The sequence below is a fragment of the Marinoscillum luteum genome (assembly GCF_044005705.1).
Lineage (GTDB): Bacteria > Bacteroidota > Bacteroidia > Cytophagales > Cyclobacteriaceae > Marinoscillum > Marinoscillum luteum.
Map to the genome: position 1 here is coordinate 126597 of NZ_JBIPKE010000019.1, position 16352 is coordinate 142948.

Here is a 16352-nt window from a genome sequence, read left to right on the forward strand (position 1 = left end):
TTCCGTTCATTTTGTATTGATTCCCTACTTCCGCTCCGACTTAATCGTATTATTCATAGCCTGTACTAGGCGTCATGTTGGCATTATTGTCCACTTCCTGAAGGGGAATGGGGTAGTAGTAATCGCGATCCTGATAGATGATCTCACCCTGAGTCACCCTGAAATCATTGTATTTGGTTACCTCCTCTTCTACAATCTTCCACCTGGTGATATCATACCAGCGATGACCCTCTGCGAAGAGTTCTCTGAATCGCTCCTCACGGATAGAATCCTGTAGCTGCACACCCCCCAGGCCAGTATAATCCACAGTGGGTTCGGGAGTTTCGGGATCTAAACTGTAAGCCCGTCGGCGCACTTTATTCATATACTCAGACGCCAGTACATCATTGCCCGTATGATTGAGCACCTCAGCATACATGAGGTAGACATCCGAGAGCCTCATGATGATGAAGTTGATGCCGCTGTTGCGGTTGGTAGAGTACACTGAATAGTCCTCCGGCACATACTTGCGAAAGCTATGTCCGGTATAATTAAACTCGCTTTTGCCCACGGGTTCCATGATACCATCCACGTTAGCAGCAGAATCCTCGGGAGCATAGGTGCATATTTTCAACCTTGGGTCATCTCCAAACCGGAATATATTTACCCCATGTGGCGTACAGTTGCTCCAACCTCTGCCGGGAGGAGCCAGTGTAAGCGCTATGCCCGATCCTAGTCCATTTTCCCAGATATTTTGCTGCATATCTATACCATAGTTGAGCTCGAAAATGGTCTCAGGCCCAAACTCCAACTTACCCTGAAACATCTGATCATACTCCTCAAATGATACCAGAGCGAATGCAGAAGAACCGATAACCTCTTCGAAATAAGTTTTCGCGGTGGCATAATCCTGCATATAGAGATGCACTTTGCCCAGGAAGCCCTTGGCTGCATAGGAGGTAGCCCGAGCGATATTATCATCATTCCAAGAGGTTGGGAGCAGCGATTCGGCCATTTCGAAATCCGCCACAATCTGTCGGTAAACCTGGCCCACAGTGGCTCTTGGCTTCATCATTTCATCTCTTGTCGTGGGCACTTTCAGGTGTAGTGGCACAGCCAGTCGAGTGCTATCCTCCGCGTATCCTGCCTCTCCCCATAGCCTCACCAGATGAAAATAAGCAAAGGCCCGAAAGAAGTGTGCTTGACCTACGATCTGGGCCAATTCTGCTTTTTGAGCTTCGTTGGGCGACTCATTCTCCAGATAGATCGGTGCGTTCTCCAATAGGTCATTGGCTCGTGATACCACCCGATACCACCCACGCCAGGCGATGTACATATTGCCATCTCCGGAGGTCACTTCATTGCGACACTGAGCATTCCAATAGTCCGATGTATGTGGCAGCGCCAGCAAAGTCTGGATATAAAAGGCCTGGCCGAATAAATCCAGGCTCTTTGTTGCAGAATAAACACCATTCAGCGCGTTATTGAAGTTGGTGATGTTGGTGTAAAAATTTTCCGCTACCAGTTCATTCTGATTGGTGATGTCCAGAAATTTATCTTCATCACATGCCACCAAAACTGTGGTGATGATGCTTAATAAAAGTATTTTTCTCATTGTCTTCATCGCTCTCAAGGTCATTTTCCTTTAAAACTGAACTTCCAACCCTCCTCCAAATGTGCGCGTATGAGGGTAGAGGCCATAGTCCACTCCTCTGCTCACATTGGAACCAGCGATCTCCGGATCCATGCCGGAATACTTTCTGATCGTCAGGAGATTGTTAGCATTCACATAAACTCTGATTTTGCCGATGCCCATTTTTTCCAACATTTGTGGGGGCATGTTGATCCCTATCTGGGCATTTCTCAGCTTCAGATAAGAGCCGTCCTCTATGAAATAAGTAGAAGGTCTACCGAAATTCCCGTTCGGGTCATTCGCTATGTTTCTGGGATGACTGGTGTGGGCCTCTGCGGTCCAGGCTTCAAAAATGTCTGTGGTGGTGTTGTTGTCTCCAAAGAAATTGCGCGTGTACGCCTTATTGGCATTGAAAATATCTACATCATGCACTCCCTGAAACTGTAGCATCACATCGATCAGCTGCTTATAACCCCCGGTGATGTTCAGTCCATACATCATCTTTGGCCATGGATTGCCAATAAATGTACGGTCATATTCTGCGGTGATCTGCCCATCCGGTACGCCATTGGGTCCGCTGATGTCTTTGTACATAAAATCCCCGGGGCCCGTGCCCGCTTCCTGATAGATGCCGTCTGGCGCCCAGCTGTTCACTGCATAGACGTCTGCTTCAGAATTGAGCATTTGCTGAACCACATACCCATAAAAGCTTGATATTGGCATTCCGGCCTGCGTTCTGGTCATACCGCCAATCTGCCCGCCACCATTGCCACTAGTGATGTACTCATCTCCATTCAGGCGCAGCACTTCATTTTTCATGAAGGAGGTGTTTCCATTGACTTTCAGGTTAAAGACCCCAAAATGATCCCGGTAAGCCAGGTCCAGATCCAATCCACTGTTTCGCATGGTTCCAACATTGATTTCGGGGTTTCGGGCATCAAAATTATGGGTGGAGATCCCCGAAGATGATGGGATAGGCACGGCATACAGCAGGTCCTTCGTGTCTTTGATGTAATAATCTGCAGACAATAAAATTTTATCATCAAAGAGACCTACATCTAACCCAATGTTATGCATGTTTACTTCCTCCCATTTCACATCGGCATTGGGAAACTTGCTGATGTAGAAACCCGACTGCTTATTCTGCGCCGCTGCATCATAGGCGTAGGTGGAAAACTGTGAAGTATAGGTTTTCGCATAGATGAAACTCCCAATGTTATCAGATCCGAGCCGTCCGGTGCTGGCCCGGACCTTCAGGTTAGAGAGGACAGCCACATTTTGCATGAATGATTCTTCAGAGATTCTCCAGGCGGCGGAGTAGGAGGGGAAAATCCCCCAAATATTTTTAGGTCCGAAAATGGGTGCAGAGGCATCGCGTCTCACATTCGCCTCCAGAAGGTAGCGATCGTCGAAATTATAATTGATCCTGCCAAACTGCGAAAGGAGACGACTTTCGTAAAGGGTTTGTCTGTTGGTGGTATTGAAGGTGCCGGTGGCAAGATTGAAACTCCAGGCTATATCAAGCGGCAAATCGGTGGCAGTGACATTATAGGACACATTCTCCACTTTCGAAGCTTCATAGCCCCCCATGATTTTAAAAGAATGCTTCCCGAATGCTTTTTCGTAGGTGGTCACAAAGTTTCCCGTGATGTTCTCGTAGTTTCCATCTGAGTAAGTCAGAGAGTTGATGGGGTTGGCAAAAGCCCCGTAATCGAACGCCTCTTTAAATGCACGGCCCAAAAAAGAGGTATAGTTATAGCCTACCCTTGCCCGCATGGTCAGGCCCTTGAGCGGAGTGGCCTGAATGTACATGTTGCCATCCAGGCGATTGTTTACTTGTTTTTCGTGCTGCTGATACTGGCTCGCCACAGGATTTGGCCCCTGAAAATATACCGGTGCCCGCCCCCAACCTCCATAAGGGTTGGACTCATCATAGATCGGCATGATGGGGATGGAGCGGTAGGGGATAGATCCCTGATAATCTTCATTGAAATTATCGATCGGATTTTCTCCTACCCGGGAAAGAAGTATGCTCTCTCCTATTTTCAACCACTTGGCCAGCTCAAAATCTGAATTGAAACGGAGGCTAAACCGCTGAAAGCTGTTGTCAATGAGGATACCCTCTTCATCATCATAGCCAAGGGATAGGTAATAATTGGAGCGCTCAGTCCCTTTAGAAATGGAAAAATCATGATAGTGAGAAAAACCGCTCCCCGCATAATAGGCATCGATCCAGTCAGTATCATACTCCCAGTTGTCCCAGGCGGGTTCAGGATTCTGACCTGCATTGAGCCGAGCTTGTCTTTTGTAATTCACAAAGTCCTCGCTACCCAGAAGCTCTGGCAGCCGAATAGGATTTACCTTGGCAAAAGAGCTCTTGTAGCTGATTTGTGTTTGTCCCTCTTTCCCGCGCTTGGTAGTGACTAATATCACTCCGTGGGCAGCCTCTGCACCATAGATGGCTGCTGAAGCAGCATCTTTCAGGATTTCAATGGACTCTACATCATCGAGGTTGAAGTGGTTGCCGGGCGACATCTTGATGCCATCTACAATCCACAAGGGATCCGTATTGTTGATAGAACCCACTCCACGAATGTGAATGGTAGGACTGGCACCAGGTGCACCGCCACCTTTAGAGACGAAAACACCTGAAGACATGCCCTGCAAGGCCTGATCCAGTCGAATAATAGGCTTATTCTCCAGGTCTTTCACTTTCACCGAAGAAATGGAGCCTGTGAGGTTGGAGCGTTTCTGCTCACCATAACCTACCACGACTATCTCATCCAGTGCGGCTATATCCGCACTGAGTGTGACTTTGATAAAACTTTCAGCTGTAACGGCAATCTCCTGACTTTTGTAGCCAACAAAGGAAATCGCCAGCACCACAGGGAAAGTACTACCCGCAATATCCAATTTAAAATTTCCATCAATATCCGTAATGGTACCATCATTCGTGCCTTTGACAATGATGGTGGCACCCGGCAGGGTTTCCCCATTTTCATCTGTAACCTTGCCTTCCAGCGTGGTTCCCTTTCTGTCTATGCGTCCAAGTCCTTTTTTAATGTCCTGTGTTTCCCTGATGGATTGCTCCTCCTCCGGATTGTCCTCCTTGTCGGGTGCGCTTCGCGATGATTTTCTGGTTTTTCTATAAATGATGTAGGTGGTATCGGTGAGCTTCTCATACTCCAGGTCATAATTACTGAACAGCTTACCCAAAAACACATCCAGATCAGCCTTGCTTTCAGGAATGGTCACTTCCTCCTGAAGTGTGATCTGGTTTAGCAGGTCGTCATCGTAGTTAAAGAAGACTGCAAAAGTCTTTTCAATTTTGAAAAGTACATCCTTCACAGAATCTGAATCACTTGGCACCCTTTCTCTGGCATCGGGCGTGTCAAGGCGAGCAACCGCCTGCGATTGAGCATGGAGAGTGGTCAGAACCAACAGTATCGATAGGCAGACAAGCTTTCTCATTTCTTATTATTTGGGCTGATGATCACTGTTTTTTCCTTTCTTTCAACGTGGAGATCGAAAGATTTTGAGATCGTTTTAAGCAAAAGATCTATGTCGTCTGCAGGTGTGGTCCCCGTGAAATAATGGTCCGAGGAGGCTCCACCAGTGAAGAAAACATCTATGTCGTAATTGGTCTTGAGGAGATCGCTGATGTCTTCAAGAGAGGTTCTTCTGAAAATGAGAAGATTTTTTTTCCAAGATGAAACTTCGGCAGGATCAAAAGAATCCTTGACAGGTTTCTGATACACCGACTCGTAAACAACACGATCACCAGGCTTCATTTCCAGCTCTTGCTTGGAAGCAGTATTGGCCAACCGAACTTTACCAGAAGCCAATGCCACTTCGGCCTTTTTGCCACGAGCGTATACATTGAACTCCGTTCCCAAGACATTCACATCGAGCTTATTGGCATGTACGATAAATGCCTGATCTGTCTGTGTGTGCGTTACATCAAAAAAGGCTTCACCTTCCAACCAAACCTCCCTGGCCTGCCCCTCTGCTCCCAACTCACCAATGTAAATTTTTGAGTTGGCATTGAGGGTCACCATGGTGCCATCACTGAGTTTCACCTCTTTGGTCTCGCCAAAATCCGTATGATATGCCAACTGACCAAACCTGGAATCCTGAACCAGCAACATGACCAGCCAGGCCACTCCGATGATCAACGAAGCAGCTACGCCAAACCGAAGCGCCCACCTGGGGGACTTACCCTGATAGCCGTCCACATCCAGGTACCGCATTTTCACTTCAGATGAGTCTGCCCCTGAGATCCGTCCAGAAATACCCTCAAACAAATCCTCTTTTTCGGACGGAGTAAGTTTGTATGCAGGAAAGTTCAGGTTTTTGAGAATTCGCCTCGCTTCCTGAATCTCAGAAAGTTTGCCCGGGTTCTTTTTCACCCAGTCGTTCCAGAAAGTATTCACCGCCTCATCTTCGGTGTGTACCCACTTTCTGAATTCCTTGTCCAGGACAAAATCCTCAATCGAATATTTCTTGTAATCCATTCTTAATCATTCGTTCCTGCTGCTAGAAAGAATGAAAGGCGCGATTTTTCTACTCCAAACCTGAAGAATATTTTAACTTTTATAAAATTCACAGAATAAAACACAATCAAAGACGTGAATATTCAAGCAATTGTATGTTTCGTTAAGAATTTTCCAACAGATCAGCTGAAAGTTTCAATGCGGAAATCGCAAGAATGGGAGATACGTAAAAAATGGAGGCCTTGGACAGGTTTTTCCTGAGGCCTTCAATGCCCCGCCAGGCCAGATTATACACTGTCTTGATATTGACGTTCATCAATGCGGCTACTTCTTCATAGGACAGGTCCTCATAGTAGATGTGGTACAGCGCTTCCCGTTGGCGCAGTGGCAACCGCTCCATGGCTAGCTTGAGTTTCTCTGCGACCTCTTTTTCAGAAACATTCGATTTATTGAACTGCTCGAAAGACTTTTTGCTCAGCAACTGAGCCAGGCCAAATTTATCCTCAGTGGCGTCAGACTCCCACTTTTTCTGGTCTTTGTGAAAAACAGAAATCTTTCTGCGCAAGGCGCGCATTAGGTAAAAACGGATGTTGCTCGTCTGTCCCAACTGACCTCTGGTACTCCAAATGGTCACAAACAAATCCTGAATGACTTCCTTCACCAGAAAAGAATCTTTGGTGAAATTCATTCCATAGTTGTACAAACCATCTACATGGGCATCATAGATTTTGGAAAATGCTTCCTGGTCTCCTGACCGAAACAAATCCCAAAGCTGCTCATCCGAAGAATGATCAGCGTGCTCATAATGCCCAATGAAATGAGTATTCAAAATATATCAATTAATAGCGTTCGAAATTTTGAATAATTAAAAGAGTGGTGGTTTCTTCCTTTTATAATTATCAAAATCTAAATTTAAAAGAAAAAGAATCGTAAAAACAAATCCGACACTCCGCGGGATGTTGTGAAAACATGGACACTCAGAAGGGTTTTTCCCGACTTCATAATAACCATTTTCACCTTTGAAGTAACGAAATTACAACTGACATTAGCACCAAAAAAATCACTTTAAGACATGGAAGACCTGATCGTTTTTTTTGAAAATGTACCCACCTGGTTTCGCTCACTAATTCTCATTGGCGGCATTGTGATATTTTGGGTTTTTGAAGGTGTTTTGCCACTTTTCTCTTTTCAGTACAAAAAAATAAGACACGCAGGTCTGAATCTTTTTTTCACCTTCACCACTGCCATAATCGGCTTTGGTCTCGCGGGTGTTTTGCTGATGGCTTCTGACTATGTCACCACCCATCAAATCGGCCTCCTCTACCTGATAGAAATGCCCCTTTGGCTGCAGGTAATTGTCGGCATTTTACTGCTGGATATGATTGGTGCCTATTTCATTCATTGGACCGAACACAAGGTGAAATGGATGTGGAAATTTCATTTGGTACACCACAGCGACACCACCGTGGACGTCACCACAGGCCTGAGGCACCACCCCGGAGAAACGGTTTTTCGCATCGCATTTACCATCCTGGCTGTGATGGTGGTGGGCGCACCTATGGGCATCGTGATGCTCTATCAGTCTCTTTCCGTCTTGTTTGCGCACATCACACATGCCAATATCAACATGCCTGCCCGGGTAGACAAACTGCTCTCGTTTGTATTTGTGACCCCAAACATGCACAAAGTGCACCATCATTTCACCCAGCCCCTGACCGATACTAACTATGGGAACATCTTTTCTTTCTGGGATCGCATCTTTGGTACCTATGCGAGCGTAGAAGATACGAGGAGTCTGAAGTATGGCATAGATACCCATATGAAGCCAGAAGAAAATGACCGCCTGGGTAACTTGCTGGGTATTCCTTTTCAGGCTTACCGCACTCCGTCGGGGAAGTTTTCTGACCCGAACCTGAAAGAGCAAAAAGCATAATCAACTCGATGAAATACCTTCTTTTACTTTTCATTTTTCCTGGGATGGGTGTGACCATGCAGGAAAAAGGTGTGACCGTATTTCATGAACAGCTCCCGGATAAGTCTATCCGAATTTTTGCTAAAAACCTTACCGAAGTGCCCCAAAGCGTGAAAATAGAAGGCACCATTAAAGGAATGGAATCTTCCGAATCGCTGCCCATGGTCCTGCTGGTGGCACCCGGCGAAACCAAATATGCCTTTTTGCTCACCCCGGAAAAAGGCACTTCTTATTCTTACAACTACAAGTACACTTATATCCAGGGGGACGTAACTGCCGTACATAACGACGACTATGTCTATCAGCTCCCTTTCCGAAGAGGAGAATCTTACCTGGTGGGACAGGGGTACAACGAGCGCCCCACACATATGGACCAATATGCCGTAGATTTCAACATGGATGAAGGCACCACCATCTGCGCCATACGAGACGGTGTGGTGATGCAGGCCGTAGACAACAACTCAAAAGGATGCCCAAAAGAAGAATGCACACAGTATAATAATTTCATACTGGTGCGCCATGAGGACGGCAGCATCGCTGACTATTCGCACCTGAAAAAGCGCGGTGCTCTGGTAACCATCGGGCAGGAAGTAAAGGCCGGACAGCCCATAGGCCTGAGTGGCTCCACCGGCTGGGCCAGCGGCCCACACCTACATCTGGAAGTATATGTGATGCGCTTCTCGGGCCAGCAATCCGTCAAAGTGGAATACCACCTAAACAAAGGTACCATCGGTATCCCCAGAAGTATGGAGTCCTATACCCAGGAGCTTTAGAATCAGTCGTAAACCGGCTTTCTGAACCACACGTCCCGCATACTTACATTGAGTGTGAAGGTGTGGGTCTGCTCATAGATCAATTGATTGGATCGGGTACCCATGCCACTATACTGATAGCCGAGATGGATCATCCCATAGCCTCTGTTGACAGGTAGACCAAGCCCCATGGAGATGGCAGCACTGGTATAATTGGTGTTTCGTACCACCGTATAGTTGGTTTTCCACTCATACCCCGCACGCCATGAGATTCGGTTGAAGTAGGATACTGAAGCAGGATTGTTAACAAATTCAGCACCCAGGCCAAAAGAGAGCTGATCCCGATATTCAAAGCCTTCGCCTCCTTCATTCACACCCCATTTTTCCACTTGCGATTCGCCGGAAATACGCCATGACCCTAGCTGATACTCTATGCCCAAGCCCCATTTTTCAGGAAGGGTGAGCTGCTCCTGCCCCACAGTGGTGAGGCTATCGTAAGTGGCCCTGATCACCTTACTTTCGGTATCAAACGTCATCTGGTATGCAGGCCTATAGGTAGCACCAATGGTCAATCGCTGACCGTCGGGCACCGGTATGGTATACTGGCCTCCAAATTCGGCAATGAATTTCCGAACGGTCCTGTTTTGCTCCACTTCCAGGCCACTCACAAGGCTATTTCCAGAAATCGTCTGCAATGAAGACAAGTTGCCCAACAAGAAGCTCCCTTTAACACCTAGATTGAACCTTTTGGTCACCCGCTGACTCGCACCCAAATAAAACCTGGTGATCCCACCGGTTCCCTGATAGCGAACACTATAGCTATTGATCAGCGAGGACAGCACGTAGGAGTCTGTCACATCATACCGCCCATCACTGAAAGCCGCAGCTCCCAGGGTTATGGCTGACCCCTTGCCTGTTCTGAGCCACAGATTCATCCCTTCCAGGCCTCCCAACATGGTAGAGAAGGACTCTCCACCAGCGGATTGGTGCAGATTTTTGAGCGAAAGATCTATGTCAAATATCTGCGTGGGGCCTGAGATGGCATTGAGTGCTGCGGGGTTCTCCAGGTTGACATAAGAAGTCGACCTGGAGCCAATCCCGGCATTGCCCATGGTGCGGTATCCACCAATTCCCTCGCCTACCAGCGTGCCAACTCCAAAAATATTATACGCCGAACCTGTGGTAGACTGCCCCTTCGTCTGCAGAAATAAAACCAAAAGCAGCAGCACCAACCAGGTGCCCTTCTTGTCAGTCATATTCGTCATATTCTGCTAAAGGATCAAATGACCAAATGTCATCAAAACGCTGACTACTGTTTCTGCCGGTGGCTATATAGGCTTTATTAGACACTACAAATGCCACAGCATTGGACCTGGAAGAACCTTCAAAAGCTGTGATGTCGTCCTCCCACTCATTGGCGTCAGGGTCATAGCTATAAACACTCGATGTGTATGAATCTGAAATCCCTGTAGCCAGATAACCAAGACCATCCACCGAAAAGGAGACACCGTTGTACCGGCTAATCGCGCTCAGGTAGGTCTCATAAGTATCGTCCTCATCATAGAGGGTAAGGTCAGTCCAGCTCTCATCAGACGGATCAAATCTCCAAAAATCATAAAGATACACTCCGTTGTTTCTGCCCGTAGCAATGTACGCCTGACCATTGATGACAAAAGCCGTGGCACTTTCCCTTTTGGATCCGTATAAGCTCACGGCCTGCGTCCATGAGTCACTCGTGGGGTCGTATCTCCAGAAATCCTTCAGGTAGTTTCCGTCATACCCCGTGCCAATGTACCCATTGCCCTCTAGTGCAAACCCCACCGCGGCATAGCGCTTGCTTCCCGGGAAATCAGCCTTTTGTGTCCACGTGTCCGTATCCGGATCATACTCCCAGAAGTCATTCAGCTCTTCTTCGTCCAGATCATCATTGTATCCGGTGCCCAGATAACCTTTACCATCCAGGCTAAAAGACACAGTGGACAACCGCCCCACACCGGGAAAAGAAGCCATCTTCTGCCAGAAGTTTTTGGATGGATCAAACCTCCAAAAATCAGTGAGGTAGTCATCTCCGTCTGAGCCTAGCCCCACATAGGCATAGTCACCAATAGAAAAGCTGATCGCTCCGGATCTGGTAACTCCTTCAAAATCTGATTGCTTGACCCAGTTGCCATATTCAGAGGTATCAGTACTTTCATCACAACTGGTGATCGAGAGTAACAAAATGGCCGATAAATAGCCCAATAATTTAGTTCGCATGGTTTATTTTGTTGAAATGGTATATAGAATTAATTCGCTTTGCAGGGATGCGTCCCCAAGAGCCAATGAATTAATGGACGTATTGAGATAGTCATCGTCCATGGTAATTAAAATCGCATATTGGTTAATCACGAGCGGTTCCAGCAGGTTTTCTACCAGTGTGCTCACATCCAGAGTATAGTAAGTATCCCTACCAAACTCATCATCATTGTGCAGGGTAGCATAGGTGAGGTCTTCTGTCACCGTCACATTATAATCGTTCACATAAAAAGCCTTTAACCGCTCCGGAAAGGGCGTATCCTCTGAATTTTTAGCAGTAGGATACAAGCGCAGCTCTGCGGAGGCAATGAGATAGTCGTCTCCCTCGAGCAGGAGATTTCTGATCGATGGGAAATCCACCCGAATGGCATACCCGAGGCCCCCTACCACCAGCCCTACGTGCCCGGTCTCATCAGATGATACCTCGTCTTCCAGGGTTTTGAGTGCTGCAAAAGCCTCGTCTACATTGGTTTGCTCAAGGCGTGTGTAGTGGGGTGCTCCATCAATAGAAAACTCAAAATACTTCTGCGTGATTGGTAGCTCATCAGGATTTGAATAATAAAGCCTCATACTGACTCCCTCCGTATCGAATCCGAGAAAGGGTGACAGCTCAGTACTATCAAATCGTACCCGGAGTCCGTTCAGGTATTGTTGAAATTCTGAATCGGAATAGTAGATCTCATCCTTTTCCCGGATTTTTTCGAAAAGGCTTTCCCCAAAATCTGCATTCAGCGTGATTTCAATTTCCTCCAACCGGTCTTGCGAAAGTCTGACCCGCTTCCGCCCCAGCTCAAACAGGTCTCCCAGTGTGGCCTTCTGCTCGGAAATATTATAGAGCTGGCCATCACTTCGGTAAGCCAGGTCAGCACTCAATCGCTCCACCACCATCCATCGATAGACATCCTCATCTAACCCATAAGTGTAGCCATCCGGAGTAAGCACCAGCGTAACCGAATCAAATAACTCCCGGTCCTCTAGATCATAAATGAAGTAATCGGATGCCGGCAAGAGCAAAAAGTAAGATTCGGCTGTGATGTCGCCCACATAGTCATAGGATCCCCTTCCTACCATCAGGCGGCCAGTACCGCTGGTGGGTAGGGAGTCAAACTTCACGGTATACATCTGAAGACTCACTGAATCCACGTAGGAAACCTGAAAATTTTCATCTCCGAAAAACTCGTCTCCAATCAGTGACGACTCTGAACACCCCCACACGAGGGCCAGAATAAATATTCTCAATAGACTGTTTTTACTTTTTCTGATCATTCAATCGCCGCTTTGTACCAAAAATCTATTTTATCTGTACGCCGATAGCCAGGTGCCAGCATTGGGCCTATGCCCCGACCACTGTCTTCCACCTCAAACCCGACAGCCAGGCTTTCCAATTCTTTTTTACTTTTCATCTCAAGAAATTTCAAGGGTATTTTAAATTCATAAATCAGGTTGTTACTCAAACTATCCAACCCCATCACCACATCCAGGTCCAGCTGGAGCCGTGATTTCTGCACGACCAACATTTGGTTGGAAATGACTCCCTTTAACCCAAAATCATCCAAACCGGGTTTTGGGACTCTGAAATACCTGGTGTATCCTGGCGAATGATCAGGTTTACTCCGATCGATCACGGGGTAGCGAATCCCAATACTTTTCACCTTTTTTCCATCAGGATTTAGCCAGAGGGTAAGCCCCGAATCAAACATCAAGCGTTTGGTCTTCTCACCAATTCCCTCCACCAGCACATAAGCGAAATACTGATCCATGGCCAGCGCGTAGACCAGCTCCCCAAATTCCATTCGATCAAAATCCTCAGACCAATCATCCGCTTTGCCATCGATGGTCATCGGATCATTGATGAAAGGCACCACACCAGCAGGAGCACAGGCCCCCAGGCCCAAAATCAATATGGCCGCCGCTGACTTCATCCCCTAGTTGGCATTTCGGAAATTGTAAGAAAAATTGACCATGAAGTAAGTCCCCAAAACCTCTGTCTGAGTATCCTGAACGTACGTCTCTGTCACCTCACGGGAAATGCTCGTATTTTGACCGAGCAGGTCGAATATGCTCACACCAATTTCTCCCCGGTCTTCCGAAAATATCTTTTTCCCAATGGAAGCATTCCAAAGAGCATATTGCTGATTGTACGAATCTGAGAGACCAGCATAAAGCTGATGACTAAAGTCTGTCCTGAAAACGATCTGCGCAGGAAGGATCAGGTTTAGCCTGGCTGAAGCCACCTGATAGTAATAATTATTATTTAGCTGCGGCTGAAAGGTGTTTTTGACGATATAATAACTACCATCATACGAAAGGGTAAAATCTACCTTCTCACTGATGTTGCTGGAAAGCACCAACCCCTGCCCCAGGCCCGTAGATCGTGATTTATTGGCCTGACCATTCACCTGTCCGGGGGTGAGTTTGTAGCTAAGCGTGGTGTTGAAGTTGAGCCCTGAGGACAAAAAACTCAATGGCAGGCCGTAGGTTGTAAACACCTTGCTGTTCAGGTATCCATTCATATTCACAGGTTGGGTAAACTGTCCTCCGGACAGCAACCGGATCCCATTCTCCAGGGTAGTATCCTGAGCGGCTGTGAAAGTAGAACTGGTGATATAATGATTCGTCTGGGTGGTAGAAACCATCGCAAAAAAGCTTGTTCCCCGCTGGCTATTGGCGGCCCCATATCTGGACATCAGCGTGTGCGAATAGCTCTGCCTCAAATTGGAATTACCAGACTCCAGAGACAATGGGTTGCTATTATCCACCACATCCTGCAGGTCTGTGACCGAAGGCTCCTGAGTATTGGTCCGGTAGAAGAGTCGGATGTTCTTACTATCGTCAAACTCATACCTGAGCATCACCGAGGGCAGTACGTTTTGGAAACTCCGGCCCAGGTCTTCACTCGTAGGAAAAGTGCTTTGGCCGGAGAGCAGGGCATACTCGTAAGCCAGGCCCGCCCTGAGCATCATAGAAGATTTACGATACATGTACCCGGTACTCCATTGGTGAGTCTGGTATTGACTTTCGAATACACTGGACAAAGTGGTATCCAGTTGGGCATTTTGCTCAATATCAAGGCCAAAAGTTTCCTTGTTCGAATCATTATAGGTGATGCCTGCGGCATAGCCCAGCTCCAGCATAGACGCATCGCCTATCCGCTCCGTAAACCGGAGGTTTGCAGAGTATGTGGCAGTATTCACTTCTGTATCTGTTCGCTGGTTGGTGGTATCACTGGTTCCTTCCTTGCTGGTATAGCTCGTGAGGGCATTCAGCAGTGTTTCCTGCTGCACATGATTGGCAGTAGACCTTAGTCCCAGGGAGATGGTTCTGCCGGGGGTGTTCATCCGGTGCCTGATCAATAGGTCATTGGACAAATTATAAGCGCCACTCTCAGTGGTGCTTTGAGTCTGTGTGGTACTGAGTCGGCTACCATCTGCGGCATCAAACATCCCCTGTAGGTCTGTCTCTGACAGGTTTTGCTGAAAGCTGATCCGTGGCGTAAACAATATGGAGGTCTTATCATTGAGGGAATAGTCCATCCGGAGGTTAATCCGATGGTTATCATTCTCACTATCAGAATCATACGTCTCCTCATACTGTTGATCCTCGGCGCTGCTCAAAAAATACTCCTGATGCGTGAGCTGATCATTGGAGTTGTCACTGCTATTGTAGAAATAGCTGGTGTTTAGCTTTAAACGCTCTCCCATATCATCGGTAAAGTTGACCCCAAAAGACTCTGTCTGAGAAATTCCACTTTGCTGTCCGGTGAGAAAATCTGACGAACTGCTCCCGGAGCCCACACCTCGTCCCGGAGGTCGTCCTCCACCTGGTCTTCCCCGCTCTGCTCCACTTGATACACCGACCAGGTCTTCGGACGAAAAATTCTGCACATTGATGTTATTGCTAAGGCCAACCAATGTTATCCTTTGATCTTCATTGAAAAAATTGATATTGCCGCCGCCATTGTATTTTTCATCTGGCCCTGCTCCGATGTAGGCTTTCCCAAACTGTCCATTCTGAAACTCACGTTTGGTGATGATGTTGATGGTTTTGGTGGTATTACCGTCATTGAAGCCTGTAAACCTTGACTGTTCGCTCAATTGATCGAATACCTCTATCCGGTCTATCACCTGCGCGGGGATGGTCTTCAGGGCTATCGAGGGATCATCTCCAAAAAAAACTTTCCCGTCTACCAATATCCTCTTGACGGATTCCCCCTCGGCCTGTACTCCGTCTCCATCCACAATCATTCCCGGCATCTTCCTGATCAGATCCTCAGCACTGGCATCGGGGTTGGTCTTGTACGCATTGGACAAATACGCCGTGGTATCCCCACTGATGATCACCCCCACAGTCTGCCCCCTCACCTCCACAGCATCCAGCTCCATGGTGTCATAGGCCAGTCTGATCACGCCCAGTTCCAGTGAACCCTGAATCCTGATGATCTTTTCATAGACCTGATAGCCTACACTTCTGACCTCCAACTTGTAAAAAGCCGGGGAAATGCCTGAAAGCTGAAAGTAGCCATCAGCATCTGTCAGATCAAAGTACTGAACTGTGGTATCCTTAATACTTGCAATGGCCGCAGTTGCGGCCATTACGGGTTCACCATCCCCTTCACTCAAAACCCTCCCAGCTACTTTCAGACCCTGCCCGGTAACCATCACAGTTCCAAAACAGAAAAATGCCATCAGGAGCTTCTTCATTTGCCACGTGGGCCTCTCCCTTTTCTGGCAATGAGTTGCTCGTATTTCGCATACTGCTCATCAGAAAGCACATCTTTCATCAGCTCATTCTTCTCCTTGTTAATCACCATCATTTTTTCCCTGAGCTCAGGTGACGGCCCATCCGTTGAAGTGGTTAGTTCCTGCACCTTTTCAAGGTGGTTTTCATAGATCTCATCTATAACCACCTGCTGATCCTCCGTCAGGTCTTCCATACTTTCCAGAACATTTTGTTTTTCCTGAGACACCCTCTCTGCCGGATCAAACGAACCACGCTGAGCCATACCTTGGTAGCCCAGACAAATAAGTGCGGCGAACATTGTTACTTTTAATGCATTCATATTGTGCCAGTTTTAATGTGTCATCGAAAGTAGGTGTGGGAAGAATTCTGTTCAAAAGATTTCAACCAACCAGGTCAAAATCTCAATCAACCATCTGAAAAGCTCAAAAAGAGGGTTGAAAGAGCGATTTGTTGAATAAAATGATGCGTTGATTGAATACACACGGGAG

Annotated in this window: 12 protein-coding genes; 2 read left to right on the forward strand and 10 right to left on the reverse strand. The window is 47.2% G+C overall.

What is annotated here, in order from left to right:
* Positions 1-49: 49 nt before the first annotated feature.
* The 4 genes from ACHKAR_RS15685 to ACHKAR_RS15700 all read right to left on the reverse strand — a co-directional run bounded on the left by ACHKAR_RS15685 (position 50) and on the right by ACHKAR_RS15700 (position 6934).
* A complete protein-coding gene (locus ACHKAR_RS15685; protein WP_395418320.1) occupies positions 50-1594 on the reverse strand; it encodes a RagB/SusD family nutrient uptake outer membrane protein in 1545 nt (514 codons plus the stop codon).
* A 30-nt stretch (positions 1595-1624) separates the two neighbouring features.
* On the reverse strand, positions 1625-5083 hold the full coding sequence (locus ACHKAR_RS15690; RefSeq protein WP_395418322.1) for a SusC/RagA family TonB-linked outer membrane protein: 3459 nt from the start codon (positions 5081-5083) through the stop codon (positions 1625-1627).
* The gene (locus ACHKAR_RS15695; protein ID WP_395418324.1) at positions 5080-6126 is read right to left on the reverse strand and encodes a FecR family protein; all 1047 of its coding nucleotides are present in this window, start codon (positions 6124-6126) and stop codon (positions 5080-5082) included. Before ACHKAR_RS15695 ends, ACHKAR_RS15690 begins: the two co-directional genes overlap by 4 nt.
* A 142-nt stretch (positions 6127-6268) precedes the next feature.
* Positions 6269-6934: an RNA polymerase sigma factor gene (locus ACHKAR_RS15700; protein ID WP_395418326.1), complete on the reverse strand. Its 666-nt coding sequence runs from the start codon at positions 6932-6934 to the stop codon at positions 6269-6271.
* Between the two features lie 243 nt (positions 6935-7177).
* On the opposite strand from ACHKAR_RS15700, the gene ACHKAR_RS15705 reads away from it, so the two are divergent.
* Positions 7178-8038 carry a sterol desaturase family protein gene (locus ACHKAR_RS15705; protein ID WP_395418327.1) on the forward strand — a complete coding sequence of 287 codons (861 nt, stop codon included), beginning with the start codon at positions 7178-7180 and terminating at the stop codon, positions 8036-8038.
* 8 nt (positions 8039-8046) lie between these two features.
* On the forward strand, positions 8047-8850 hold the full coding sequence (locus tag ACHKAR_RS15710; protein WP_395418328.1) for a M23 family metallopeptidase: 804 nt from the start codon (positions 8047-8049) through the stop codon (positions 8848-8850).
* 2 nt (positions 8851-8852) lie between these two features.
* Here ACHKAR_RS15710 and ACHKAR_RS15715 read toward each other — a convergent pair whose 3' ends face one another.
* The 6 genes from ACHKAR_RS15715 to ACHKAR_RS15740 are packed head-to-tail and all read right to left on the reverse strand — an operon-like array spanning position 8853 to position 16183.
* Positions 8853-10085 (reverse strand): hypothetical protein, encoded by a 1233-nt coding sequence (locus tag ACHKAR_RS15715; RefSeq protein WP_395418329.1) that lies wholly within the window; start codon positions 10083-10085, stop codon positions 8853-8855.
* Complete coding sequence (locus ACHKAR_RS15720; protein WP_395418331.1) at positions 10078-11085, reverse strand: Kelch repeat-containing protein; 1008 nt, start codon at positions 11083-11085, stop codon at positions 10078-10080. The genes ACHKAR_RS15715 and ACHKAR_RS15720 overlap by 8 nt, the downstream gene beginning before the upstream one ends.
* Before the next feature lie 3 nt (positions 11086-11088).
* Positions 11089-12390, reverse strand: coding sequence for a DUF4270 family protein (locus tag ACHKAR_RS15725; RefSeq protein WP_395418332.1), 1302 nt, complete (start codon positions 12388-12390; stop codon positions 11089-11091).
* Positions 12387-13046 (reverse strand): hypothetical protein, encoded by a 660-nt coding sequence (locus ACHKAR_RS15730; protein ID WP_395418333.1) that lies wholly within the window; start codon positions 13044-13046, stop codon positions 12387-12389. The genes ACHKAR_RS15725 and ACHKAR_RS15730 overlap by 4 nt, the downstream gene beginning before the upstream one ends.
* A gap of 3 nt (positions 13047-13049) precedes the next feature.
* Positions 13050-15824, reverse strand: coding sequence for an outer membrane beta-barrel protein (locus ACHKAR_RS15735; RefSeq protein WP_395418334.1), 2775 nt, complete (start codon positions 15822-15824; stop codon positions 13050-13052).
* The gene (locus tag ACHKAR_RS15740) at positions 15821-16183 is read right to left on the reverse strand and encodes a hypothetical protein (RefSeq protein ID WP_395418335.1); all 363 of its coding nucleotides are present in this window, start codon (positions 16181-16183) and stop codon (positions 15821-15823) included. The genes ACHKAR_RS15735 and ACHKAR_RS15740 overlap by 4 nt, the downstream gene beginning before the upstream one ends.
* Positions 16184-16352 lie beyond the last annotated feature (169 nt).